Origin of the sequence: Frigoribacterium sp. PvP121 (genome assembly GCF_017833115.1) — a bacterium.
In the GTDB taxonomy this organism is placed as follows: Bacteria; Actinomycetota; Actinomycetes; order Actinomycetales; family Microbacteriaceae; genus Frigoribacterium; species Frigoribacterium endophyticum.
The window spans coordinates 2059497-2082736 of the sequence record NZ_JAFIBR010000001.1; the positions used below are offsets into that span (position 1 = coordinate 2059497).

The window sequence follows — 23240 nt, forward strand, 5'->3', positions numbered from 1 at the left end:
TCGTCCTGGCGCGGAGGCGCGGTGTCGTGCGTCCGGGCGGTGCGTCCCGCCGCCCGCACTCGGGTACCGTAGGGGGATGCTGTGTGCGCCACCGCGCGCGCAGCCTGCAGATCTGAACAGTGGAGGCCCTCAGTGGACATCGACCTGAGTGTGTTGCGCCTCATGGAGCGCGAGCGCGAGATCCCCTTCGAGGAGCTCGTCGGAATCATCGAGCAGGCCATCCTCACGGCCTACCTCAAGCACACCAACCAGCCCGAGAGCCGCGTGCCCGCGGCCCGCGTCGAGCTCGACCGCAAGACCGGCCACGTGTCCGTCTTCGCCATCGAGCGCGACGAGGAGGGCGCCGTCGTCGGCGAGGCCGTCGACAGCCCGAGCGACTTCGGTCGCATCGCCGCCTTCGCGGCCAAGCAGGTGATCAACCAGCGCCTGCGCGACATCGGCGACGACAAGGTCCTCGGCCAGTTCAAGGGCCGCGAGGGCGACATCGTCGCCGGCGTCATCCAGCAGGGGCCGAACCCCCGCATGGTGCACGTCGACCTCGGCACCGTCGAGGCGATCCTCCCCCCGGAGGAGCAGGTGCCCGGCGAGAAGTACGCGCACGGCTCCCGCATCCGCGTGTACGTGACGGGCGTCAGCAAGGGCACGAAGGGGCCGCAGATCACGGTCTCGCGCACCCACCCGTCGCTCGTGCGCAAGCTCTTCGCGCTCGAGGTGCCCGAGATCGCCAGCGGCGTCGTCGAGATCGTCTCGCTCGCCCGCGAGGCCGGCCACCGGACGAAGATCGCCGTCAGGGCCACGGAGGCGGGCGTCAACGCCAAGGGCGCGTGCATCGGCGAGATGGGCCAGCGGGTCCGCGCCGTCACGACCGAGCTGAACGACGAGAAGATCGACATCGTCGACTACTCCAGCGACCTGCCGACCTTCGTCGCGAGCGCCCTGTCGCCCGCGAAGGTGTCGTCGGCGTTCGTCATCGACAAGTCGACCAAGGCCGTCCGCGCCCTCGTGCCCGACTACCAGCTGTCGCTCGCCATCGGCAAGGAGGGCCAGAACGCCCGCCTCGCCGCGAAGCTGACGGGCGCGCGGATCGACATCCAGCCCGACTCGATCCTCGAGGACGACTGAGCTGGAGGTCGATCCGCGCGCCGGGTCGACGGCGCGCAGCGTCGGCGGCACGGTGGCAGGCATGGCCCGTCCAGCCCGACTCGATCCTCGAGGACGACTGAGGCACATCGTCGACCTCGACGCCGGGGGAGGGCGGCACCACGCCGTTCGCCCCCGGCGTCTCCCGTCCCGCGACCCGAGGGGGTAAGGTGGAACCCGTCAGAACGTGCATCGGCACTCGAACGCGCGCTCCGCGGTCCTCACTCGTGAGGATCGTCGTCCGAGACGGACGCCTGGTGGTCGACGAGACCGCCTCGCTCCCCGGGCGGGGTGCGTGGTTGACGCCTTCGATGGAGGCGTTCGAGTCAGCAGTGAAGCGCAGGGCCTTCCGCCGTGCGTTCCGCCTCGACTCGGACCCCGACTCGCAGGAGCTCCGCGACCACCTCGTGGCACGGACCACTCCCGATGCACCACCCCGAGTTCCACCACGACCACTAGCCCAGACAGAACAGGCTGACAGGCACATGGACAACTAATGAGCGGCTCGAAATGAGACCCGTCCAGAACTGACGGCTCCACCCTGATCGGGCGGGGCCCGAGACAGGAGAACTGTGGCTAAACCACGCGTACACGAGATCGCCAGCGAGCTGGGGATCGACAGCAAGACCGCACTAGAGAAGCTCAAGGAGATGGGCGAGTTCGTCAAGGGGCCCTCCTCCAGCGTCGAGCCCCCCGTCGCCCGCAAGCTGCGCCAGGCCTTCGCCGGCGCCGCCTCGGCGTCGCCCGCCCCCAAGGCACCCGCGAAGCCCGCCACCACGGCGTCGTCGTCGGCTCCCAAGCCGGGCACGCCCCGCCCCGCGGCCCCCACCCCGAAGCCCCCGGTCGCCGAGCAGCCCGCTGCTCCGGAGCCGGCTCCCGTCGCCGTTGAGCCCGAGGCGGAGGCGGCACCCGCCCCCGTCGCGCCGCTCACCGTCGCCGAGCGTCAGGCCCAGGCCGAGGCCCAGCGCGCCGCGGCCGCCGCCGAGGCTGCCTCCGCCCCCGCGGCGGACGCCGTCAAGCCCGGCGCCGCCGGCCCGAAGCCCGGCGGCCCCCGCCCCGGTGCCCCGCGCCCCGGCAACAACCCCTTCGCCAGCAACCAGGGCATGGGTCGTCCGAGCGCGCCCCGTCCCGGAGGCTCCGGCGCCGCGAGCAGCATGCCGCGTCCCGGCGGCGCCGCGGGCCCCCGCCCGATGGCTCCCCGTCCCGGTGCTCCCCGTCCCGGTGCCCCGCGCCCCGGCGTCGGCGCAGGCCCCCGCCCCAACGGCTTCGGCCAGCGTCCGGCCGGTGCCGGTGCTCGTCCCGGCGGTGCCGGCGGCGGCTTCCAGCGTCCCGGCGCCGGCGCTCCCGGCGCCGCGGGCGGTTTCCGTCCCGGCTTCGGCGCTCCCCGCCCCGCGGGCGGCGGCGGTGGCCGTGGTCGTGGGCCCGGCGGCGGCACGGCCGGTGCGTTCGGTCGCGGTGGCGGCAAGAGCAAGGCACGCAAGTCGAAGCGGACGAAGAGGGCCGAGTTCGAGATGCGGTCGGCGCCGTCCCTGGGCGGCGTCAGCGTCCCCCGCGGGGACGGCAGCACGATCGTCCGTCTCCGTCGGGGCGCGTCCATCAGCGACTTCGCCGACAAGATCGACGCCAGCCCCGGCAACCTCGTCACCGTGCTGTTCCACCTCGGTGAGATGGCCACGGCGACCGAGTCCCTCGACGAGGCCACCTTCCAGGTTCTCGGCGAGGAGCTGGGCTACAACATCCAGGTCGTCTCGCCCGAGGACGAAGACAAGGAGCTCCTCGAGGGCTTCGACATCGACCTCGAGCAGGAGCTCGAGGACGAGGACGAGTCCGTCCTGCAGATCCGTCCCCCCGTCGTGACCGTCATGGGCCACGTCGACCACGGAAAGACGCGACTCCTCGACGCGATCCGCAACGCCAACGTCGTGGCCGGTGAGGCGGGTGGCATCACCCAGCACATCGGTGCGTACCAGGTGTGGGCTCCGCACGAGGGCGTCGAGCGCGCCATCACCTTCATCGACACCCCGGGCCACGAGGCGTTCACCGCCATGCGTGCCCGTGGTGCGCAGGTCACCGACATCGCGATCCTCGTGGTCGCGGCCGACGACGGCATCATGCCGCAGACGGTGGAGGCCCTGAACCACGCCCAGGCGGCCAACGTGCCGATCGTGGTCGCGGTCAACAAGATCGACAAGGAGGGCGCGAACCCGGCGAAGGTCCGGCAGCAGCTCACCGAGTACGGCCTCGTCGCGGAGGAGTACGGCGGAGACGTCATGTTCGTCGACGTGTCGGCCCGTGACAACAAGAACATCGACGCCCTCCTCGAGGCCGTCCTGCTCACGGCCGACGCTGGTCTCGACCTGCGCGCGAACCCCGACAAGGACGCCCGAGGCGTCGCGATCGAGGCTCGTCTCGACAAGGGCCGCGGTGCCGTCGCCACGGTGCTCATCCAGTCGGGCACGCTGCGCGTCGGAGACGCCATCGTCGCCGGCACGGCCTACGGCCGTGTGCGAGCGATGGTCGACGAGAACGGCGACGCGGTCGACGAGGCCTACCCGAGCCGGCCCGTGCTGGTCCAGGGCCTGTCGAGCGTGCCCCGCGCCGGCGACACCTTCCTCGTCACCGAGGAGGACCGCACGGCTCGTCAGATCGCCGAGAAGCGCGAGGCCGTCGAGCGCAACGCGTCGCTGGCCAAGGCCCGCAAGCGCATCTCGCTCGAGGACTTCACCCGTGCTCTCGAGGAGGGCAAGGTCGAGGCGCTCAACATCATCATCAAGGGCGACGTGTCCGGTGCCGTCGAGGCGCTGGAGGAGTCGCTGCTCAAGATCGAGGTGGACGACAGCGTGCAGCTGCGCATCATCCACCGCGGAGTCGGCGCCGTCACCGAGAGCGACGTCAACCTCGCCACGGTCGACAACGCGGTGATCATCGGGTTCAACGTGCGCCCCGACACGAAGGCCCGGGAGCGCGCTGCTCGCGAGGGTGTCGACGTCCGGTTCTACTCGGTCATCTACGCGGCCCTCGAGGACATCGAGAACTCGCTCAAGGGCATGCTCAAGCCCGAGTTCGAGGAGAAGCAGTCCGGTGTCGCCGAGATCCGCGAGATCTTCCGCTCGTCGAAGGTCGGCAACATCGCCGGTGTCATCGTGCGGTCGGGAACGATCACCCGGAACGCCCGCGCTCGGGTCATCCGCGAGGGCGTCGTCGTCGGCGACAACCTGGCGATCGACTCGCTGCGTCGCTTCAAGGACGACGTCACCGAGGTGCGAACGGACTTCGAGGCCGGCATCGGCCTCGGCAAGTTCAACGACATCCAGATCGGCGACGAGATCGAGACCATCGAGATGGTCGAGAAGCCGCGGGTCTGACCCCGGCGTCACAGCACTGAACGAGGCCCCGCTCCGACTCCGGTCGGGGCGGGGCCTCACCCCTCACCGCTCGCCCTGAGCGGACCAGCAGAAGGAGCCCGACATGGCTGACCCGCAGCGCGCCCGCAAGATGGCCGACCGCATCAAGGAGATCGTCGCTCGACGCCTCGACAAGGGCATCAAGGACCCGCGTCTCGGCTTCGTCACGATCACCGACGTCAAGGTGACGGGCGACCTCCAGCACGCCTCGATCTTCTACACGGTCTACGGCACCGACGAGGAGCGCCGCGACACGGGCGCCGCCCTGAAGTCCGCCACCGGCATGCTCCGGAGCGAGGTGGGCAAGAACATCACCGCGCGCCTCACCCCGAGCATCGAGTTCATCCTCGACGCCCTGCCCGAGAACGCGGCGTCCATCGACCGCCTCCTCCAGGAGGCGCGTCAGCGTGACCAGGAGAGCCAGACCATCGCGGCCACGGCCGAGTACGCCGGCGACGCCGACCCGTACGTGAAGCCCCGTGACGAGGACGACTACGACGACGAGGCCGACGACGGCGACGAGCTCGAGCTCGACGACGCCGAGCCCGCGCCCACCGCCGACGCCCCCGCGGGCGACGCCCCGGTCGGAGACGGCTTCGTCGAGCCTGACGGCGGCACGCGCTGACCTGACGCCGCGGCGCCTCGCGTCGTCAGCTCGGCAGTTCCCAGCCCTCGTCGGCACTGCCCGTGACCAACCCGTCGCGGAGCAGGCCGGCGAGGGCTCTGTCGCGCTGGGCGGCGTCGGGCCAGACCGTGGCGATCTCCGCGGCGGTGACGGGCACGTCGCTCGCCCGCAGCTCGGCCATGACGAGCCCGCGCACCTGGCGGTCCGATCCCTCGAACCTGGCCTGCGTGCGGAGGCGCGGCCCGACGTGCGCGGGGCGTCCAGCCAGCACCCACGCGCACTCGGAGATCAGGGGGCACTCGTCGCAGCGGGGCGAGCGCGCGGTGCAGACCAGGGCACCGAGCTCCATCACTCCGGCGCTGACGACCCGCGCCTCCTCTCGGTCGAGGGGGAGCTGTGCCTCCATCAGCGGCAGGTCACGCCGGGCCGACGGCGCCCAGGGCTCTGCGAGGCCCTCGACCGCACGGGCCAGGACCCGGCGGACGTTGGTGTCGACGACGGGGTGCCGGTGCCCGTAGGCGAAGACGGCGACGGCCCGGGCCGTGTAGTCGCCGACGCCGGGCAACGCCAGGAGGTCGGGCACCCCCTCGGGGACGACGCCGCCGTGCCGCTCGGTGATCGCCACGGCGGCGGCGTGCAGCGCCAGGGCGCGACGGGGGTAGCCCAGGCGGTCCCAGGCGCGGACGGCGTCGGAGGCGGGGGAGGCGGCCAGGTCGGCGGGGGTGGGCCAGCGCTCGAGCCACTGCTGGAGGCGCGGGACGACGCGGACGACCGGCGTCTGCTGGAGCATCACCTCGCTGACCAGCGTTCCCCAGGCGGTGAAGCCGGGCCGGCGCCAGGGCAGGTCCCGCCCGTTCTCGCGGAACCAGGTGGCGACGGGGGAGGCGAGGGGCACCGGTCGATCCTAGGCTGCGCGCCCTCGACGGAGGCGCACCCTCCCCAGGCGCGGTGCCCCGGTCGCCGTCCCCAGCGTCAGGCCTCGAGTGGCGACAGAACGGTACATGTGGAATGTTGGTTGGCAGCCCGCCGACCACCGTGAGACAGGACGCCGCCATGACGAGACCCCGCTGCCCGCAGACGCCCCGCGACGAGGCCTCGTGAGCTTCGCGGGCGACCTGCCGAAGCCCCGGGTCGAGGGCGACCCCGCGCAGGTGCGGGCGGCGGCGGCCCGGTGGGGGGCGACGGCCGAGCTGATCTGGTCCGCGGCGGAGTCGTTGCGCTCCCTGGACGCCGAGGGGGCTCAGAGCGACGCGATCGAGGCGTTCCTCGCCGCGGCCGGCGAGGTCGAGCAGCAGCTACGGACGGTGCACCGGCGCTACCAGGGCGCGGGGGAGGCGCTGCAGGCCTACGCCGCCGCCCTGGCGGAGGCGCAGACGGCCTCGGCGCCGGCCCTCCGGGAGCACGGCCTCGCGGTCGACGACCACGACGCGGCCCGACGGCTGGTCGAGAAGTACGAGGGGATGGCCCTGGTCGCGGTCGGCGAGGAGGCGCGGGCCGACTACGAGGAGCTCGCCCGCGTGCAGCGTCTGCGCCTCGCCGAGGCTGCCGAGCGTGTCGTGCTCCACGGTGGCCGTGTGGACGCCGCGCACGCCGCCGTCGAGGCCGCCGCCACGACCGCGATCGCCAGCCTCGACGACCTCGAGGCCGGCGGGCCGCGCGACTCGCTCTGGGACGACGTGAGCGGTGCCGCCGGCGTGGCCTTCGACGGCTTCCAGCAGTGGATGGAGGACAACGACCACTGGATCGACGGCCTCGTGACGGTCGCGGGTTTCGTAGGCATGGCACTGGCCGTGGCGGCTCTCTTCATCCCAGGAGTGAACGTCTTCGCGTTCGGCCTCATGGTGGGCGTCCTGGCCGTCACGGCCGCTCAAGCCGCTGTGGGGACTGGTGAATGGTCGGATGTCGCCTTCGCTGCCCTGTCCCTCGCCACCTTCGGCACGGGCTCGGTCCTCGTCGGTGGTGCCAAGGTCGCCGCCAAGAGCATCGCCGTGAACCGTGTCAACGGCCTGGTCGCGTCGGGCCAGTCGCGGTCGCTGGCGACGGCGTGGGTCAAAGCGACGTGGGACCGAGCCGCCCCTGGCTTCCTCAGCAAGTCGCTCCGGCAGAACCTCGGGGATGTCGACATGGCGCAGATACGGCGGTTCCTGCGAAGTGACCGACCCGGTGCAGAGTTCGACGACGCCGTCGCAGTCGCCGGTGCACTCCGGGATCTGCGGCACGCTCGCATGTTGTCCGGCAGCGACTTTGTGACGGGTGGGTTGCGGGCGCTCGATCCGTACGGTCGGCTGCAGCGGGCGGGAGTCATTCAGTGAGCGCCAGCGCGGCGTCCACGTCCACGACCAGGGGCCGGAGGTCGAGCGGCGCGTCTCATCCGATCTCGGCAGGGTTCTGGGTCGTCGCCTACTACGGCAGTCTGGTTCCGGTACTCGTCATTCAGAGCTTCAACATCGTGCTGGTGATCATCGCCGTGCGCTGGGAGGCGGATGGCCGCCGGTCATCCGAGATCGAGACGGTCTTCGAGTCGTCACCCGGTTGGCCTCCGGTCGACATGCCGGGCTTCGTGTTCGTCGGCATGGGGATCGGCATCGTGCCCATGGCCGTGGAGATGGTGGTTCGCCGCGGAAGAACGCCCAGTGGCAGCCAGCCGGGGCTGATGGGCTTCGTGTGGGCTGCTGACGGCCTGCTCTGCCTGAACCACTGGTGGGCCTTCGATGCGGCGCCGGTCTGGGCTGCTCCCGCGGGGCTCGCGGGCTTCACCATGCTCGCCTCAGCGGGCGTGGCGTTCGTCGTGTACCTGACCCGTGGCGTGCGTCGACTGCTAGCACGTCGCCGAGGCGACCCGGCTGCCGACGAACCAGCCGAGTCGCTCGACCCTGTGCGGGCTCGCCTGCTCCGCGGGACGGGGGCAGGCCGATGAGCCCGCCGCGGTGGGTGCGGCGGGGGCCGGGCGTGGTCGGCGTCGGGTACGCGGTGATGGTGCCGCGGGGCTGGGTGCAGATCCCGGGGCAGCTGCGGCCCGAGATGGCCTTCGACGCGGTCGTCGACCAGCTCGGCAGCGTGCTCGGCGGCGAGGTGCCTTCGGAGTTCGCACAGCGGGTCGGCAGCGGGCTGATCGAGGCCGCTGCCGCCGACGCCGACGGCCACGTGCTCGACTCCTACGTGACCGCCGGCCCGCTGCCCGACACCGGAACGACCGCCAGCATCGTGGTCACGGTGGTGCCGGTCACCGCTCGCTCGACCGACGACCTCGACCGGCTGCTGCTGGGGCGGGTCGGCCGGGGCGCGACAGCCCTGGGCGTGGGAGGTGAACCGGCGGTCGTGTGGAGCGAGACCGGCGGTGGGCAGCCGGCCCGCGACTCCCCGGGTCGGGTGGTCCGCCGACGCACGATGCTCACCAGGGTGACCGGGCAGCTCGACCGTCTCGTGTCGGCGACGCTGACCGTGCTCGAGACCCACGAGCGCACCACCGACACGGAGGCCGCGAGCGACGCGGTGGCGGACGCACTGGTCGAGCTGTTCGACGCGATGCTCACCACCGTGCGCTGGCTCGACGCGGAGGGCCGGGTGATCACCGGCCGCTGAGCCGCCGCGCGGCACCGCGGCCTAGGGTGACCTCATGACCACCCGCTGGGCCCCCGCCAGGAAAGACACGCTCCGTGCACTCGCGACCGAGATCCTGCACAACTACTCGAGGGGCCGCGCCTTCGTCGCCGTCGACGGCCTGCCCGGTGCCGGCCAGGCCGCGTTCGCCGACGACCTCGCCGACGCCCTCCGCGAGCTCGGGCACGCGGCCTTCCGCGCCTCCGTCGAGGACTTCGTCGTCCCCGTCGACACGGGCTCGTCGCCCGACGTCGGCGCCGCCGACCCGGCCTTCGCGCCCGAGCTGTTCCGCCGCGTCCTCATCGAGCCCTTCCGCCTCGGCGGCAGCACCGGATGGGTCGAAGCGGCGTACGACCGCGAGGCCCGTCGGGCGGTGGAGCCGCGCTGGGTCACCGGGCCCGCCGACGCCCTCCTCCTGGTCGACGGCGCCGGGCTCAACGAGCCCGAGCTCGCCGGTCTCTGGAACTACAGCGTCTGGGTCACGGGCGACGCCCACCGCGGCGGCCTCCGAGCCCGGGCGACCTCCGTCGTCGACGTCAGCGACCCGGAGCACCCCCGCCGCGTCTTCGACGACGCGTGCTGAGGTCCGCCCCTCGCGGGTGCGGTAGCGTCGTCGCGTGAACAGCGGCATCCTCCTCGTCGACAAGCCGCAGGGCATCACCAGCCACGACGTCGTCTCGCGGGTCCGCCGGGCCGCCGGCACCCGCAAGGTGGGCCACGCTGGCACGCTCGACCCGCTGGCCACCGGGCTCCTCGTGCTCGGCCTGAACTCGTCCACGCGCCTCCTGACCTTCCTCGTCGGCCTCGACAAGACCTACGAGGCGACCATCCGCCTCGGCGTGGCCACGACCACCGACGACTCCGAGGGCGAGACCACCGCCACGCACGACGCCTCCGCCGTCACCGACGAGGCGATCGACGCCGGAGTGCGTGCCCTGAGCGGACCGATCAGCCAGGTGCCCACGACCGTGAGCGCCATCAAGGTGAACGGCCGTCGCGCGTACGACCTCGCCCGCGAGGGCGTCGAGGTCGAGCTCAAGGCCCGTGACGTCACGATCTCCGAGTTCTCCGTCCACGACCGGCGCAACGCCGAGGTCGTCGACGAGGCCGGGCGCACCGTGAGCGTCCGCGACCTCGACGTCCGGGTGCGCTGCTCCTCCGGCACCTACGTGCGGGCGCTGGCCCGCGACCTGGGCGCCGGGCTCGGAGTCGGCGGGCACCTCACGGCCCTGCGCCGCACGACCGTCGGCCCCTTCGACGTCGCCGACGCTGCCGTCCTCGAGGGCATCGACGTCGCGCCCGCCCTCCTGCCCCCCACCGCGGTGGCGGAGCGCCTCTTCCCCGTCTGGCGGATGACCGCCGACGAGACGGTCGACCTCGGCCACGGCAAGCGCGTCACCGTCGGCATCGACGACACCGCCGGGCCCGTCGCCGCCGTGACGCCCTCCGGCGACCTCGCCGGCCTGGTCGAGGTGCGGCGGGGGCAGGCCGTCCCGATCGTCAACTTCCCGAGCGACGAGGTGTCGGCATGATCGAGTGGTTCACCTGGGTGCAGGTCGTCGTGGCGTGCGTCGCCGGCCTCGTCTGCGTCGTCGCCGGGTTCGCCCGCAAGCTGCCGAACGACGTCACCGTCGGCGCGACGGCCCTCGTCCTGGTGCTGCTGATCGTGCAGCTCGTCGTCGCGATCGTGGCCCCGTTCGTCGGCAACCCGCCCACGGGCAACGTCGTCGAGTTCTACATCTACCTCGTGTCGGCCATCCTCCTGCCGCCCCTGGCGGTGGTCTGGGCGCTCGTCGACCGGACCCGGTGGAGCAACCTCGTGCTCGCGGCGTCGGTGTTCGCGGTCGCCGTGATGGTCTACCGCATGCTGCAGATCTGGACGGTGCAGGTCGCGTGACGCCGTCGTCGAGCCGCATCCCGTCGACCCTGCCGCCCGTGTCGGCGCGCACGGCGACCGCGACCTATCCTGGTCGATGATGGTCACTCAGAAGTCAACGCGCGCGGTCGGCCTCGGCCGGGTCCTCGTCGCGGTCTACGCCCTCCTCGCCCTGGCGGCCACCGGCCGCTCCGTCTTCCAGATCGCCGAGCAGTTCTCGGAGGCGCCGCTCGCCTACACGCTGAGCGCCCTCTCGGCGGTCGTCTACATCGTCGCGACCGTGGCCCTCGTCAAGCGAGGCACCACCTCGTACGCCGTCGCCTGGGCCACCATCTCGTTCGAGCTCGCCGGGGTCCTGATCGTCGGGCTCGTGACCGCGCTCGACCCGGCCCTCTTCCCCGACGACACCGTCTGGTCGTTCTTCGGCCGCGGCTACGGCTTCGTGCCGCTCCTGCTGCCCGTGCTGGGCATGATCTGGCTCTCACGCACCCGACCGACCGCCGCCGAGCGCGCGCACGACGGCGAGCCGGAGTCCGTCACCGGCCTGCCCGAGTAGGCGACGTGCAGTTCTTCGAGACCGTCGCCTCCGTCCCGGCCGACTTCGGGCCGAGCGCCGTCACCATCGGCAAGTTCGACGGGGTGCACGTCGGCCACCGGGCCGTCATCGACCTCCTCGAGCAGGTGGCCGCCGACGAGGGGCTCGTGAGCACCGTCGTGACCTTCGACCGGCACCCGCTCGCCGTGCTGAGGCCGGGCGACGTGCCGCGGGCCTTGGTCAGCAACCGCCAGAAGCGCGAACTGCTCGAGCAGGCGGGCGTCGCCGCCACGCTCATGCTCACCTTCGACGACGAGCTCCGCGCCCTCGCTCCCGAGGAGTTCGTCGACAGGATCCTCGTGGGCGCCCTCCACGCGCGGGTCGTCTTCGTCGGCGACGACTTCCGCTTCGGGGTCCGGGGCAGCGGCACGGTCGAGACGCTGCGCGAGCTCGGGGCGAGCCGGGGGCTGCGCGTGGTCTCGATCGACGACGTCCGCCCCGGGGGCGCACGCCGCGCCTCCTCGACCTGGATCCGCGAGCTGCTCGACGGGGGCCGCGTCCGCGAGGCCGCCGAGCTGCTCGGCCGGGAGCCGGCGGTGCGGGGCGTCGTCGTCCAGGGCGAGCAGCGCGGGCGCGAGCTGGGGTTCCCGACCGCCAACCTCGAGCCGCACAGCGAGGGCTTCGTGCCCGCCGACGGCGTCTACGCCGCCCGGGTGCTCGTCGGCGACACCCTCTACCCGGCCGCCGTCTCCGTCGGCAACAACCCGACCTTCGAGGGCGTGCCCGAGAAGCAGGTCGAGGCGCACCTCCTCGACGTGACGCTCGACCTCTACGGGCAGGAGATCACCGTGCACTTCGTCGACTGGGTGCGGGGCAACGTCGCCTTCGAGGGGCTCGACGCGCTGATCGCGCACATCAGGGCCGACGTCGTGCGGTGCCGCGAGATCCTCGGGGCCCCCGCGCCCTGAGGCCGCACCGCGAGGGCCCGGCCCGCGCCGGCCGGATGAGCCCGCGCCGCGTGCGCCCGGACGCCCTGACGCCCGGACGCCCGGATGCCAGAAGGCCCGCACGACGATCGTCGTGCGGGCCTCCTGCTCTGTCGCGTGGTCGGCCGGGCCGCCCCGGCCCCGGCTCAGTACGACGTCGCGTCGTCCCCGGCGCCGGAGGCGCTGCCGGTCTCGAGCCGGTGCGCGAGGTCGTCGAGGATGGTGCCGCTGGCGCTGGTGCCGAAGCGGGTCACGCCGAGGTCGAGCATCTCGAGGACGGTGTCGAGGCCGCGGACGCCGCCGGAGGCCTTGACCTGGACGCCCTCGCCGACCGCGTCGCGCATGAGGCGCAGGTGGGGGAGCGTCGCGCCGCCGCCGGCGAACCCGGTGGACGTCTTGACGAAGGCGGCGCCGGCCCGCTCGGCGGCCTTCGAGCCCGCGACGATCTCGTCGTCGCTGAGGAAGGCGGTCTCGAGGATGACCTTGACGACGAGGTCGCCCGCGGCCTCGACCACGGCGCGCACGTCGGCCTCGACGTCGTCGAGCAGTCCGCTGCGCAGGCGGCCGACGTTGACGACCATGTCGAGCTCGACGGCGCCGTCGGCGACGGCCTGACGCGACTCGGCGACCTTGGCCTCGGTCGAGGTCGTGCCGTGGGGGAAGCCGATGACGGTGCCGACGAGGACGCCGGTGCCGTCGAGGCGGGAGACGGCGTGGGCGACGTCGGAGGGGCGGACGCAGACGCTGAAGACGTGGTGCGCCGCGGCCGTGTCGAGGGCCTCGTCGACGTCGGCACGGGTCAGTTCGGGCTTGAGGATCGCGTGGTCGATCATGCCGGCGACGGCGGCGACCGTGGGGAGCTGCTGGGTAGTCATGATGCTGCCAGCGTAGCTTGGGCACATGGCCACCGACCCCGTCCCGTCCGACCCCCGCCCCGCCGCCGACCCCGTCGTGAGCGAGAACGACGGCGCGGTCGCCCGGCGCCGTGTCCTCGTCACCGGCTCGACCGGCTACATCGGCGGGCGGCTGACGCCGCGCCTGGTGGCGGCCGGCGCCGACGTGCGCGTCCTGGTGCGGAGCCCCGGCAAGCTCGTCGACGTCCCGTGGGCGGGCGACGTGGAGGTCGTCGAGGGCGACCTCACCGACGCCTCCACCGTCCGCCCCGCCATGGACGGCGTCGACGTCGTCTACTACCTCGCGCACGCGATGGGCGGGCGCGGCGACTTCGAGGCGGCGGAGGCGGAGGCCGCCCACACCGTCGCCGACGCCGCCCGTGAGGCGGGCGTGGGCCGCATCGTCTACCTCGGCGGCCTGCACCCCGAGGGCGAGCTCTCGAAGCACCTCCAGTCGCGCAAGGAGGTCGGCGACGTCCTTCTGGCGAGCGGCGTCCCGACGGTCGCCCTCCAGGCGGGCGTGGTCATCGGCTCGGGCTCGGCGTCGTTCGAGATGATCCGCCACCTCACCGACGTGCTGCCCTACATGCCCGCGCCGAAGTGGGTCCGCAACCAGATCCAGCCGATCGCCGTCCGCGACGTGCTGCACTACCTCCTCGGCGCCGCCGACGTGCCCGCCGACGTCAACCGCACCTTCGACATCGGGGGCCCCGACGTCCTCCGCTACGGCCAGATGATGAACGGCTACGCGCTCGAGGCAGGGCTCAAGCAGCGACCCATCGCCTCGCTGCCGGTGTTCACGCCGTGGCTGGCCTCGCAGTGGGTCAACCTCGTCACGCCGGTGCCTCGCGCCCTCGCCGTGCCGATCATCGCGTCGCTCCAGTACGACTGCGTCGTGCACGAGCACGACATCGACCAGTACGTGCCGGCGCCGGCGGAGGGCCTCCTCCGCTACCGCCAGGCCGTGCGCCTCGCGCTCCAGCGCGAGAAGGACGGCGAGGTCGAGACGAGCTGGCAGGACAGCTCGGTGTCGGGCGCGCCCAGCGACCTCCTGCCCAGCGACCCCGACTGGTCCGGCCACATCGTCTACACCGACGACCGGGAGACCGACTCGACCGCGCCTCCGGAGGAGCTCTGGAAGGTGGTCGAGAGCATCGGCGGCGAGAACGGCTGGTACTCCTTCCCGCTCGCCTGGGCCGCGCGGGGCTGGATGGACCGGCTCGTCGGGGGAGTGGGGCTCCAGCGCGGGCGGCGAAGCCGCAGCACGCTCCGCGCGGGCGACGCCCTCGACTGGTGGCGCGTCGAGAAGATCGAGCGCGGCCACCTGCTGCGGCTCCGCGCCGAGATGAAGGTGCCGGGCGGCGCGTGGCTCGAGATGACCGTCACGCCCCGTGAGGGCGGCGGCTCCCACTACCGCCAGCGCGCGGTGTTCTTCCCGCAGGGGCTCGGCGGGCGCCTGTACTGGTTCGCGATCCTGCCCTTCCACGGGGTGATCTTCTCGGGCATGCTCGAGCGCATCACCGCCACCGCCGAGCGCGACGCGGCCGCCGCCTCCCACGGTGACGACGTGCCGGCGGGGCACGGAGCGCAGGAGGCGCGGGTCACCGCCGAGGACGCCCCCGGCACCAGCACGGCCGGGTCGTGACGCCGCTCCTCGCCGCCCCGCTGCTGCTCGCGTCGACGGCGCTGACGCCGACGCCGACGCCGTTCGGCCCCGCGGGCGACGGGCCCGCCTCGCCCGTGCCCCTGTGGCTGGGCGTGACCCTCGGGATCGTGGTCGTGGTCGCCTCGTTCGTCGTGCTGCTGCCCGGCGTGCGACGCGGCCTCGACCGCATCTCGTCCCACCGACCTCGACGCTTCCGCGACTGACGCGGTAGCGTCGAACCACCCCGCGACCGGTGGAGCCGCCCTCGGGCGGCACGGCCGGTCGCGCACACGACGACAGGAGGCCCCCATGGCGCACGGCGAGAAACTCGTCTTCGTCGGAGACAGCATCACGGCAGGCGGCGACTGGACCGCCTGGTTCCCCGACGACGACGTCCTCGAGCTCGGCGTCGACGGCGACACCACCACCAGCCTGGCCGAGCGGCTCGACGACGTCGTGGCGGCTCAGCCCGACTCGGTGGTGCTGCTGATCGGCACGAACGACTTCGGCCAGCGGCGCACCGTCGAGCAGGTCGTGCGCGGCGTCGAGTCGATCATGGTGACGATGCGGCGCGAGCTGCCCGGCACCCGGCTGCTGCTCCAGTCGATCATGCCCCGCAGCGCCGACTACGCGCCGCGGATCAAGGACGCCAACCGGCACCTGCGCCAGTTCTCGTCGACCGTCCGGGCCCAGTACCTCGACCTGTGGCCCGCGCTGGCCGACGAGTCGGGCGACGCGATCCGCCCCGAGTTCAGCGACGACCAGCTGCACCTCACGGCCGCGGGCTACGAGGCGTGGCTCGCCGAGCTCGTGCCCGGGCTCGCGCGGCTCCGCGACGAACCGCCGATGAGCGCACCGCTCCGGGTGCTCAACGTGCCCTACGACATCGACTGAGCCCGAGGCGTCGGGGGCGCCCAGGGTGCCCCCGATAGGCTCGTCCGCGCCGCGCCCGCGGCCTGACGAGAGGTCGACAGCCCGTGCCCACGCCCACCGCCCCCGCGTTCCTGCGACCCGCTCTCGCGCCCGGGCTGCTCGGGGCGGTCGTGCTGACGGTCGGGGCGTTCCTCCTCGACTCGCCGACCTTCACGATCGTGCGGTTCGCGGTGGCGATCCTCGCCCTGATCATGCTCGTCTTCGCCTGGCGCGGCCGCACCTGGTGGGCGCTGCCCGTCCTGGCGGCCATCGCGGTGGTCTGGAACCCCGTGGTCGTCGTGCCGCTCTCCGGCCAGCCGTGGGCCGCCCTGCAGTTCGCCGGCGCGGTCGCGTTCGTGGTCGTGGGCGTCCTCGTGAAGGTGCCGACGGAACAGGCGGCGGGCGACGCACGCCCCGCTCGACGCCGCTGACCGCGGCGGGGCGCTCGCTCGTTCACGAGAACCCGCGTCGACCAGCTAAAATCAGTTCGTTCTAGAGTGCGGTGGCCGTCCCGAGGCCCCCGACGGGAAGTTGAGTCTGAATGGTCACCGAGATCACCGGTACGACAGAGAGTCCTCTGCTGACCCCTCGTCCCCGACCCGGTGGTCTGGACCGCGACGACGTGGTGGTGCGCAAGGGGCAGTTCACGCTCCTCAACGGCCACCTCACGCCGCAGCAGTCAATGATCGAGGACCTCCTCTTCATCCGCCGCGTCCTCGACGAGGCGGCGATCCCGTTCCTCCTCGTCCGCGGCAACGACGTGCGCCCCGTGCTCGCGGTCGACGTCGTCCACCGCCGGGCCTTCATCGACGCGATGATCGCGGCCTCCGGCTCCGAGCCGTTCTACGCCAAGCCCCGCAAGGGGCAGGCCGTCCTCGTCGCCGAGGGGGGCCTCGAGTCCGAGACCGAGCGGGCCTTCAAGGTCTACCGCCCCCGCGTCGAGCCCATCGGTCGCCTGCGCTACGGCGCGGGCACGGCCGTCCAGGTCGAGTTCTGGATCCTCACCGACGACGAGGTCCTCGTGCCCGTCGAGAACTCCCTGATGCGGTACTCGCTGCCCCGTGATGAGGCCGTCGAGACGACCGTCGAGCGCTACGGCCTCGAGTGGCCGACCCTCGAGCACATGTTCGACGACCACGCCACCGACATCACCTTCGACATCGACATCGTCTTCTCCTGGGTCGACGGCAACTCGGTCGAGTACCAGCGCGCCCGTGCCGCCCAGGCGAAGCGCCACGTGGTGGGCGAGGGCGACGACGCCCCGGCCCGGTTCCGCCAGATCGACGAGCTCAAGTACGCCCTCCGCAGCGTCTACATGTTCGCTCCGTGGGTCCGCAACATCTACATCGCGACCGACTCGCCCGTGCCCGAGTGGCTGGGTGACCACCCCCGCGTGCGCGTGGTGCGCAGCGAGGAGTTCTTCTCCGACCTGTCGTTCCTCCCCACGCACAACTCCCAGGCCGTCGAGTCGCAGCTGCACCACATCGAGGGGCTCAGCGAGCACTTCCTCTACTCGAACGACGACATGTTCTTCGGGCGCCCGGTCGCGCCGTCGATGTTCTTCTCCCCGGGCTCGGTGACGAAGTTCATCGAGGCCGAGACCCGCATCGGCCTCGGCGTCAACAACACCGAGCGCAGCGGCTTCGAGAACGCCGCGCGGGTGAACCGGCGCCTGCTGCAGCAGCGCTTCGGTCGGGTGACCACCCGCCACCTCGAGCACACGGCCGCGCCCCTGCGCCGCAGCGTGATGTCCGAGATGGAGCACGAGTTCGCGGACGAGTTCCGGGCCACCGCGGCCAGCCCGTTCCGGGCCAAGGAGAACGTCTCCGTGACGAACTCGCTCTACCACTACTACTCGTTGATGACGGGGCGCGCGATCGTGCAGGAGGCCGCCCGGGTCCGCTACGTCGACACGACGACGGTCGCCGACCTCGCCTCGCTCTCCGACCTGCTGAAGAAGCGCTCGTACGACTTCTTCTGCCTCAACGACGGCAGCTTCCCCGAGGTCACCGACGAGGAGCGCACGGCGACGGTCACCGACTTCCTCGAGCGGTACTACCCGTTCGCCGCCCCGTGGGAGAAGGCGGAGATGGAGCGCGTCGAGCGCGAGTCGGCCGAGCAGCGTCGTCGCCTCCGCCGTGCGGGCGGCGACCAGGACCAGATCGAGGCGTAGCCCCGGGGAGTCGCGGTCCGGCACCCGCCGGCACCGCGCCTCCCGCAGGTGGTCACGCCGGGCGCTCGCCCCGGCGCACCTCGCCCGAGACGACGAACTGCGCGCTCGGGTCGCCCGACAGCGCGGCGTCGACGCGGGCGCGCATGTCGGCGGTCATCGGCGGCAGGTCACCCCGCGGGAACCACCGGGCCTCGGTGTTCTCGCCGTCGGCCGGCGACGGCTCGCCGCCCTCCCAGCGCATCAGGAACGTGTGGTCGAGGTAGCTGGCCTGGTCGCCGTTGTCGTAGACGATGCCCTCCGTCACCCCGAGGGCGGCGAGACGCACGGGCGCGACGTGGAGGTCGGCCTCCTCGAGCACCTCGCGCACGGCGGCGTCGGCGGGGTGCTCGCCCGGGTCGATGATCCCGGTGACGGGCGTCCACTCGCCGGTGTCGGAGCGCCGGACCATGAGCAGGTCGTCGCCCCGCTCGACGACGGCGGTCACGCCGGAGAGCCAGAGCGGCGCAGTGCCGATCGACTCGCGGAGGGTCAGGATGAAGTCGGGGACGGCCATGCCGCGAGCCTAGCGAGCCGCTGTCGGGGGAGCCTGCCCGCTCCTCGCCGCGCGTAGGCTGACGGCATGAGGGGCGACGGCGTGCGGTGGGGCGCCGACGTGCGCTCGATCTCCGACATGGCGGGGGAGTCTCTGCTGCTCGGCGGCGGCGGCCGGGCCATCCTGCTCCAGCTCGCGAACCCGGCCGTGGGGCACGGGGTCGCCGACCACAGCGACTTCGTCGACCGGCCGCTCGCCCGCCTGCACGGCACGATGACCTACCTCTACGCCATCGTCTTCGGCACGCCCGAGGAGGTGGCATTCGTGCGGGCGCTCGTGGACCGGGCCCACCGGCCCGTCAGGAGCACCGCCTCCTCGCCGGTCTCCTACGACGCCGTCGACCCGCAGCTGCAGCTGTGGGTGGCGGCGACGCTGTACGACTCGGCGATCTCGCTCTACGAGCGCGTCCACGGTGCGCTCTCGCCCCAGGCCGCGGAGGACGTGTACCGCGAGTACGTCGTGGTCGGCTCGGCGCTCCAGATGCCTCCCGAACTGTGGCCGGCGACCCGGGCCGACTTCCGCGCCTGGTGGGACGCCCAGCTCGCCGGGCTGTCCGTCGACGCGGTCACCCGCGACGTCGCGTACCAGCTGCTGCACCCCGTCAACGTGCCCGTGGCGTTGCGGCTGGCCATGCCGCTGGCGCGCCTCGTGACGGCGGGGCTGCTGCCGACGACGGTCAGGGAGGCGTTCGGGCTGCCGTGGGGAGCGGGGCGGCAGCGGCTCTTCGACCTCGTCGTGGGCGTGAGCCGGGTCGTCGTGCCGCGGCTGCCTGGCCGGGTGCGGCACGTCCTGCGGGACCACTACCTCCGTCGGCTGCGGAGCTACATGGCGCAGCAGGGTCCGGAGCGGGCGGTCTAGGAGCCAGCCAGGGTCGCGTCGTCGATCGCCGTCGCGTCGTGTCGCCCTCTCGCCGATCGTCCGCGGGGCCCTGCTCTCGAGCGCCCCGCGGTGAGGTGATGTCTCAGATCCCGAACGCCGAACGCGGAACTCGGAACTCCGAACTCGGAACGCCGAACGCCGAACGCCGAATGCCGAATGCCGACTGCAGGACCCTGTCCGCCGAACTCCGAACTCCGAACTCCGAACTCGGAACTCGGAACTCGGAACTCGGAACTCCGAACTCCGTACGCCGAACTCCGAACGCCGTACGCCGTACGCCGTACGCCGTACGCCGAACTCCGAACGCCGTACGCCGTACGCCGTACGCCGAACTCCGAACGCCGGACTCCGGACTCCGGACTCCGGACGCCGGACGCCGGACTCCGGACTCCGGACGCCGGACGCCGTACGCCGAATGCCGAACGCCGAACACGGACCGCCGAACGCCGAACACGGACCGCCGAACGCCGAACACGGAACGCCGGACTCAGACACGAAACGCCGAACGCCGCATGAGGGCACGATCTGCCCCCTGACACGACTGCGGGGCGCGCCGACCGTCGACAACTCCTGCGCGACGTCGCCGGAACGGCGACGGCAGCGGCGAGCGGGACACGGCGCAGGAGTTGCCGACGTGGCGCCCGTGCGCCGTGCTCAGGGCCGTCCGGCCCGAGCGAGGAGGTGCGGGTGCGGAGACGATGCCGAAGACCCGTGAGACGTGTCGACGACTCCTGCGCGACGTCGCCGGAACGGCGACGGCAACGGCGAGCGGGACACGGCGCAGGAGTTGCCGACAGGGCCGACCGGCAGCGGCCGGCCGGCTCGGGTCAGAGGGTGTCGATGGGGCCGGTCAGCGCGAGGTCGCGGGTGACGACGGGCACCGGGGCGGTGTCGGTCCGGCGGTGGCGGGGCGCGGCGGGGGCGATCCGCACGCCGGCGAGGGCGAGGCGCTCCGCCGTCGACGAGGGCGAGACGTACTCGCCGACCGTCGCGTACGAGCCGATCGGCACGACCGAGTGCACGACCGTGTCGGCGTAGACGTGCACCAGGTTGTACGACTGCGCGCCGTCGCGGCCGCGGGTGCCGCCGACGGCGAGGTCCTGCGTGTAGCAGGTGGCGGAGGCCACCGAGACGGGCACGCCCGCGAACATCGCCGTGGTCGAGTAGTGCAGGTGCCCGGCGATGATCGACCGGACGTCGCTGCCCTCGATGACCTCGGCCAGCGACGCCTGGTCGCGCAGCTCGACCAGGACGCTGAGGTCCTGCACGCTGGGCACCGGCGGGTGGTGCATGGCGATGATGGTGCCGTGCTCCGCGGGGGTCGAGAGCTCTTCCGCCAGCCAGTCGAGCTGGTCGCCGGTGAGCTCGCCGTGGTGGTGGCCCGGCACCGACGTGTCGAGCGTGATGACGCGCAGGCCGTCGACGTCGTAGACGAAGTCGACGGGGCGGTCGGAGGGCATCTGCCCGAAGAGCTGCTCACGGAACGCGCCGCGCTCGTCGTGGTTGCCCATGGCCCAGATGATCTGGGCCCCGAGGCGCTCCGCGACCGGCTCGAGCAGGGCCCGGAGCTTGCGGTAAGCGGCCGGCTCGCCCTTGTCGGCGAGGTCGCCGGTGAGGATGATCGCCTCCGGTCGCATCCCGGAGGCCTCGACCCCGGCGAGGATCTGTGCGAGACGACCCTCGCTGTCGACGTCGCCGTAGAGGTCGGCGTCACCGCCGACGAGGTGGGTGTCGCTGAGGTGCAGGATGAAGTGGTCGGGCCTCGGGTGCTCGGCCGTCCGGAGATCCATGGTTCTCTCATTCACGTGTCGCCGACGACGGCCCCAGGACGAGGCCCTCGTTGTTCCTTCGTCACCAGTCCACCATTCGTTTGCTCCACGGCCGGTGAACGTCGGTGCGTGTTCGGGTGAACGATCAGCGAACTGATCGGACACGTCGACGCCCCGCGACGCTACAGACGCGCGGAGGGCCCCGCCAGGCCCCAGGACGGGGCGGAGCGGGGCCCGGCGGGGACCTGCGGGGAGTCGCGCTACGGCTTGAGCACCACCTTGATGCAGCCGTCCTCCTTCTTCTTGAAGAGCTCGTACATCTCCGGCGCGCGGTCGAGGGGCACCGGGTGGGTCGTGAGGTCCTCGGTGCCGAGCGGGTCGGCCGGGTCTTCGACGAGGGGCATCAGGGTGTCCATCCACTGGTGGACGTTGCACTGGCCCATCTTGATGGTGATCTGCTTGTCGAAGAGGGTGAGGAAGGGAGTCGGGTCGGCCGTTCCGCCGTAGACGCCCGACAGCGAGACGGTGCCGCCGCGTCGGACGACCTCGAAGGCGAGGTGCATGGCGCTGAGGCTGTCGACGCCGGCCTTCTGCATGAGCGCCTGGCCGACCTTGTCGGGCAGGGCCGCGGCGAACTTCTGCACCATGCTGACGCCGCCGTGGTCGTGGGCCTCCATGCCGACGGCGTCGACGACGGAGTCGGGGCCGCGGTCGTCGGTCATGCCCTTGATGACGTCGGCGACGTCCTTCGTGAGGTCGAGCACCTCGACGCCGTGGCGCTCGGCCATGGCGCGGCGCTCGGGGACGGGGTCGACGCCGATCACCCGGAAGCCCTTGTGCACGCCGATGCGGGCCGCGAACTGGCCGACGGGACCGAGCCCCAGGACGACCAGCGTGCCTCCCTCGGGCACCTGCGCGTACTCGACGCCCTGCCACGCCGTGGGGAGGATGTCGCTGAGGAAGAGGTAGCGCTCGTCGGGGAGGTCGTGCCCGACCTTCACGAGGTTGGCGTCGGCGCGCTGGATGCGCAGCTGCTCGGCCTGGCCGCCGGGCACCTGGCCGTAGAGCTTGGTGTAGCCGTAGAGGGTCGCGCCGGAGCCGTACTCGGTCACCTGCGTGGTCTCGCACTGCGAGAACAGGCCTCGCTCGCACATGAAGCACGCACGGCAGGCGATGACGAACGGGACGACGACGCGGTCGCCGACCTGGATGCGCGAGACGGCCGAGCCGACGGCGGTGACGACGCCCATGGTCTCGTGGCCGAGGACGTCGCCCTTGTCGAGGTAGGGGTCGAAGACGTCGTAGAGGTGCAGGTCGCTGCCGCAGATCGCGGCCGAGGTGACCTTGATCACCGCGTCGGTCGGCTCCACGATCGTGGGGTCGGGCACCTCGGTGACGGCGACGTCGGCGATGGACTGGTAGGTGAGAGCCTTCATGCCTCCCGTCTACGCCCGGCGGCAGGGAGCGCGCTGGCCCCGTGGGGTACAGGTGTCGCGGAGACGACGGAGGCGGCCGCCCCGTCAGGGGGCGACCGCCTCAGCAGTGCCGCAGGTGCGGCCGGGGGGGTGCTACGCGTCGACGCTCACGGCGGAGGCGACGATGTTGACGACCTTGCGGCCGCCCTTGGTGCCGAACTCGACCGCGCCGGGGGCGAGGGCGAACAGCGTGTCGTCGCCGCCACGGCCGACGTTGGCGCCGGGGTGGAAGTGGGTGCCGCGCTGGCGGACGAGGATCTCGCCGGCGAGGACGACCTGGCCGCCGAAGCGCTTCACGCCGAGGCGCTGAGCGTTCGAGTCACGACCGTTGCGGGTGGACGATGCGCCCTTCTTGTGTGCCATGTGTGCTCAGCTCCCTTTACTTGGAGATCTTGGTGATCTTGACGCGGGTGAGGTCGGCACGGAAGCCCATGCGACGCTTGTAGCCGGTCTTGTTCTTGTAGTTCTGGATGACGATCTTCGGGCCGCGGAGGTCGTTGAGGACCTCGCCCTCGACGGTCACCGAGGCGAGGTCGTCGCCCGAGAGGACGGTGTCGCCGTCGACGTGCAGGACGGGGACGAACGAGACGGTGTCGGACGTGTTCGCCTTGAGACGGTCGACGGTCAGGATCGTCCCGACCTCGACCTTCTCCTGACGACCGCCGGCACGCACGATTGCGAAAGCCATGGGATCTCCTTGGTGCAGCTAAGTGTGAGGTGCCCGCGTTCGGACAAC

At 72.3% G+C, this 23240-nt stretch carries 25 protein-coding genes; 18 read left to right on the plus strand and 7 right to left on the minus strand.

The window, feature by feature from the left end; all coding sequences use genetic code 11:
• Positions 1-132: 132 nt before the first annotated feature.
• The 4 genes from nusA to rbfA all read left to right on the plus strand — a co-directional run bounded on the left by nusA (position 133) and on the right by rbfA (position 5169).
• Entirely contained in the window at positions 133-1122 is a 990-nt protein-coding gene (gene nusA, locus JOE43_RS09590) for a transcription termination factor NusA (protein WP_056054040.1), read from the plus strand.
• 188 nt (positions 1123-1310) lie between these two features.
• The gene (locus JOE43_RS09595; protein WP_167258981.1) at positions 1311-1637 is read left to right on the plus strand and encodes a YlxR family protein; all 327 of its coding nucleotides are present in this window, start codon (positions 1311-1313) and stop codon (positions 1635-1637) included.
• Between the two features lie 75 nt (positions 1638-1712).
• Positions 1713-4505 carry a translation initiation factor IF-2 gene (gene infB / locus JOE43_RS09600; protein WP_209517322.1) on the plus strand — a complete coding sequence of 931 codons (2793 nt, stop codon included), beginning with the start codon at positions 1713-1715 and terminating at the stop codon, positions 4503-4505.
• A gap of 103 nt (positions 4506-4608) precedes the next feature.
• Positions 4609-5169 carry a 30S ribosome-binding factor RbfA gene (gene rbfA / locus JOE43_RS09605; protein WP_209517324.1) on the plus strand — a complete coding sequence of 187 codons (561 nt, stop codon included), beginning with the start codon at positions 4609-4611 and terminating at the stop codon, positions 5167-5169.
• 25 nt (positions 5170-5194) lie between these two features.
• Here rbfA and JOE43_RS09610 read toward each other — a convergent pair whose 3' ends face one another.
• Positions 5195-6064 (minus strand): A/G-specific adenine glycosylase, encoded by an 870-nt coding sequence (locus tag JOE43_RS09610; protein WP_307803309.1) that lies wholly within the window; start codon positions 6062-6064, stop codon positions 5195-5197.
• A gap of 202 nt (positions 6065-6266) precedes the next feature.
• Here JOE43_RS09610 and JOE43_RS09615 point away from each other — a divergent pair, with 202 nt between their 5' ends.
• From JOE43_RS09615 to JOE43_RS09650, 8 genes are all read left to right on the plus strand, one after another.
• Positions 6267-7481 (plus strand): hypothetical protein, encoded by a 1215-nt coding sequence (locus JOE43_RS09615; RefSeq protein ID WP_209517326.1) that lies wholly within the window; start codon positions 6267-6269, stop codon positions 7479-7481.
• Positions 7478-8086 (plus strand): hypothetical protein, encoded by a 609-nt coding sequence (locus JOE43_RS09620; protein WP_209517328.1) that lies wholly within the window; start codon positions 7478-7480, stop codon positions 8084-8086. Before JOE43_RS09615 ends, JOE43_RS09620 begins: the two co-directional genes overlap by 4 nt.
• Entirely contained in the window at positions 8083-8751 is a 669-nt protein-coding gene (locus tag JOE43_RS09625; protein WP_209517330.1) for a hypothetical protein, read from the plus strand. Before JOE43_RS09620 ends, JOE43_RS09625 begins: the two co-directional genes overlap by 4 nt.
• A 34-nt stretch (positions 8752-8785) precedes the next feature.
• A complete protein-coding gene (locus JOE43_RS09630) occupies positions 8786-9352 on the plus strand; it encodes a hypothetical protein (protein ID WP_209517332.1) in 567 nt (188 codons plus the stop codon).
• A gap of 34 nt (positions 9353-9386) precedes the next feature.
• Positions 9387-10301, plus strand: coding sequence for a tRNA pseudouridine(55) synthase TruB (gene truB / locus JOE43_RS09635; protein WP_209517334.1), 915 nt, complete (start codon positions 9387-9389; stop codon positions 10299-10301).
• Positions 10298-10666, plus strand: a complete 369-nt coding sequence (locus tag JOE43_RS09640) for a hypothetical protein (RefSeq protein WP_209517336.1) — start codon at positions 10298-10300, stop codon at positions 10664-10666. Before truB ends, JOE43_RS09640 begins: the two co-directional genes overlap by 4 nt.
• A gap of 76 nt (positions 10667-10742) precedes the next feature.
• A complete protein-coding gene (locus JOE43_RS09645) occupies positions 10743-11201 on the plus strand; it encodes a hypothetical protein (RefSeq protein WP_209517339.1) in 459 nt (152 codons plus the stop codon).
• Between the two features lie 5 nt (positions 11202-11206).
• Complete coding sequence (locus JOE43_RS09650) at positions 11207-12148, plus strand: bifunctional riboflavin kinase/FAD synthetase (RefSeq protein WP_209517340.1); 942 nt, start codon at positions 11207-11209, stop codon at positions 12146-12148.
• Between the two features lie 164 nt (positions 12149-12312).
• On the opposite strand, the gene deoC is transcribed toward JOE43_RS09650, so the two are convergent.
• Entirely contained in the window at positions 12313-13041 is a 729-nt protein-coding gene (gene deoC / locus JOE43_RS09655) for a deoxyribose-phosphate aldolase (RefSeq protein WP_209517342.1), read from the minus strand.
• Between the two features lie 25 nt (positions 13042-13066).
• On the opposite strand from deoC, the gene JOE43_RS09660 reads away from it, so the two are divergent.
• The 5 genes from JOE43_RS09660 to JOE43_RS09680 all read left to right on the plus strand — a co-directional run bounded on the left by JOE43_RS09660 (position 13067) and on the right by JOE43_RS09680 (position 17789).
• On the plus strand, positions 13067-14704 hold the full coding sequence (locus JOE43_RS09660; protein WP_209517344.1) for an SDR family oxidoreductase: 1638 nt from the start codon (positions 13067-13069) through the stop codon (positions 14702-14704).
• Positions 14701-14928, plus strand: a complete 228-nt coding sequence (locus JOE43_RS09665; RefSeq protein ID WP_209517346.1) for a hypothetical protein — start codon at positions 14701-14703, stop codon at positions 14926-14928. The genes JOE43_RS09660 and JOE43_RS09665 overlap by 4 nt, the downstream gene beginning before the upstream one ends.
• A gap of 85 nt (positions 14929-15013) precedes the next feature.
• The gene (locus JOE43_RS09670) at positions 15014-15598 is read left to right on the plus strand and encodes a GDSL-type esterase/lipase family protein (RefSeq protein ID WP_209517348.1); all 585 of its coding nucleotides are present in this window, start codon (positions 15014-15016) and stop codon (positions 15596-15598) included.
• Between the two features lie 83 nt (positions 15599-15681).
• Positions 15682-16047 (plus strand): DUF6804 family protein, encoded by a 366-nt coding sequence (locus JOE43_RS09675; protein ID WP_209517350.1) that lies wholly within the window; start codon positions 15682-15684, stop codon positions 16045-16047.
• 110 nt (positions 16048-16157) lie between these two features.
• Positions 16158-17789 (plus strand): stealth conserved region 3 domain-containing protein, encoded by a 1632-nt coding sequence (locus JOE43_RS09680; RefSeq protein ID WP_209517352.1) that lies wholly within the window; start codon positions 16158-16160, stop codon positions 17787-17789.
• 52 nt (positions 17790-17841) lie between these two features.
• Here the strand turns inward: JOE43_RS09680 and JOE43_RS09685 are convergent, their stop codons facing one another.
• On the minus strand, positions 17842-18342 hold the full coding sequence (locus JOE43_RS09685) for an NUDIX domain-containing protein (RefSeq protein ID WP_209517354.1): 501 nt from the start codon (positions 18340-18342) through the stop codon (positions 17842-17844).
• A 66-nt stretch (positions 18343-18408) separates the two neighbouring features.
• Between JOE43_RS09685 and JOE43_RS09690 the strand changes: the two genes are divergently transcribed.
• On the plus strand, positions 18409-19239 hold the full coding sequence (locus tag JOE43_RS09690; protein WP_209517356.1) for an oxygenase MpaB family protein: 831 nt from the start codon (positions 18409-18411) through the stop codon (positions 19237-19239).
• Positions 19240-20087: 848 nt separating this feature from the next.
• Here JOE43_RS09690 and JOE43_RS09695 read toward each other — a convergent pair.
• The 4 genes from JOE43_RS09695 to rplU all read right to left on the minus strand — a co-directional run bounded on the left by JOE43_RS09695 (position 20088) and on the right by rplU (position 23192).
• Positions 20088-21050, minus strand: a complete 963-nt coding sequence (locus JOE43_RS09695; protein WP_209517358.1) for a phosphodiesterase — start codon at positions 21048-21050, stop codon at positions 20088-20090.
• Positions 21051-21289: 239 nt separating this feature from the next.
• Positions 21290-22465 (minus strand): alcohol dehydrogenase catalytic domain-containing protein, encoded by a 1176-nt coding sequence (locus tag JOE43_RS09700; protein WP_209517360.1) that lies wholly within the window; start codon positions 22463-22465, stop codon positions 21290-21292.
• Positions 22466-22597: 132 nt separating this feature from the next.
• Positions 22598-22867 (minus strand): 50S ribosomal protein L27, encoded by a 270-nt coding sequence (gene rpmA / locus JOE43_RS09705; protein WP_056054111.1) that lies wholly within the window; start codon positions 22865-22867, stop codon positions 22598-22600.
• Between the two features lie 16 nt (positions 22868-22883).
• Positions 22884-23192: a 50S ribosomal protein L21 gene (gene rplU, locus JOE43_RS09710; RefSeq protein ID WP_056054115.1), complete on the minus strand. Its 309-nt coding sequence runs from the start codon at positions 23190-23192 to the stop codon at positions 22884-22886.
• Between the last annotated feature and the right edge of the window lie 48 nt (positions 23193-23240).

What these genes read in the sequence shown, in the direction of transcription:
- JOE43_RS09645 (WP_209517339.1), top strand. Translation starts at nt 10,743, where the DNA reads ATGATGGTCACTCAGAAGTCAACGCGCGCGGTCGGCCTCGGCCGGGTC.
- rpmA (WP_056054111.1), bottom strand. Translation starts at nt 22,867, where the DNA reads ATGGCACACAAGAAGGGCGCATCGTCCACCCGCAACGGTCGTGACTCG.
- deoC (WP_209517342.1), bottom strand. Translation starts at nt 13,041, where the DNA reads ATGACTACCCAGCAGCTCCCCACGGTCGCCGCCGTCGCCGGCATGATC.
- JOE43_RS09625 (WP_209517330.1), top strand. Translation starts at nt 8,083, where the DNA reads ATGAGCCCGCCGCGGTGGGTGCGGCGGGGGCCGGGCGTGGTCGGCGTC.
- JOE43_RS09685 (WP_209517354.1), bottom strand. Translation starts at nt 18,342, where the DNA reads ATGGCCGTCCCCGACTTCATCCTGACCCTCCGCGAGTCGATCGGCACT.
- JOE43_RS09690 (WP_209517356.1), top strand. Translation starts at nt 18,409, where the DNA reads ATGAGGGGCGACGGCGTGCGGTGGGGCGCCGACGTGCGCTCGATCTCC.
- JOE43_RS09660 (WP_209517344.1), top strand. Translation starts at nt 13,067, where the DNA reads ATGGCCACCGACCCCGTCCCGTCCGACCCCCGCCCCGCCGCCGACCCC.
- JOE43_RS09695 (WP_209517358.1), bottom strand. Translation starts at nt 21,050, where the DNA reads ATGGATCTCCGGACGGCCGAGCACCCGAGGCCCGACCACTTCATCCTG.
- rplU (WP_056054115.1), bottom strand. Translation starts at nt 23,192, where the DNA reads ATGGCTTTCGCAATCGTGCGTGCCGGCGGTCGTCAGGAGAAGGTCGAG.
- JOE43_RS09680 (WP_209517352.1), top strand. Translation starts at nt 16,158, where the DNA reads ATGGTCACCGAGATCACCGGTACGACAGAGAGTCCTCTGCTGACCCCT.
- rbfA (WP_209517324.1), top strand. Translation starts at nt 4,609, where the DNA reads ATGGCTGACCCGCAGCGCGCCCGCAAGATGGCCGACCGCATCAAGGAG.
- JOE43_RS09700 (WP_209517360.1), bottom strand. Translation starts at nt 22,465, where the DNA reads ATGAAGGCTCTCACCTACCAGTCCATCGCCGACGTCGCCGTCACCGAG.
- JOE43_RS09670 (WP_209517348.1), top strand. Translation starts at nt 15,014, where the DNA reads ATGGCGCACGGCGAGAAACTCGTCTTCGTCGGAGACAGCATCACGGCA.
- JOE43_RS09640 (WP_209517336.1), top strand. Translation starts at nt 10,298, where the DNA reads ATGATCGAGTGGTTCACCTGGGTGCAGGTCGTCGTGGCGTGCGTCGCC.
- JOE43_RS09630 (WP_209517332.1), top strand. Translation starts at nt 8,786, where the DNA reads ATGACCACCCGCTGGGCCCCCGCCAGGAAAGACACGCTCCGTGCACTC.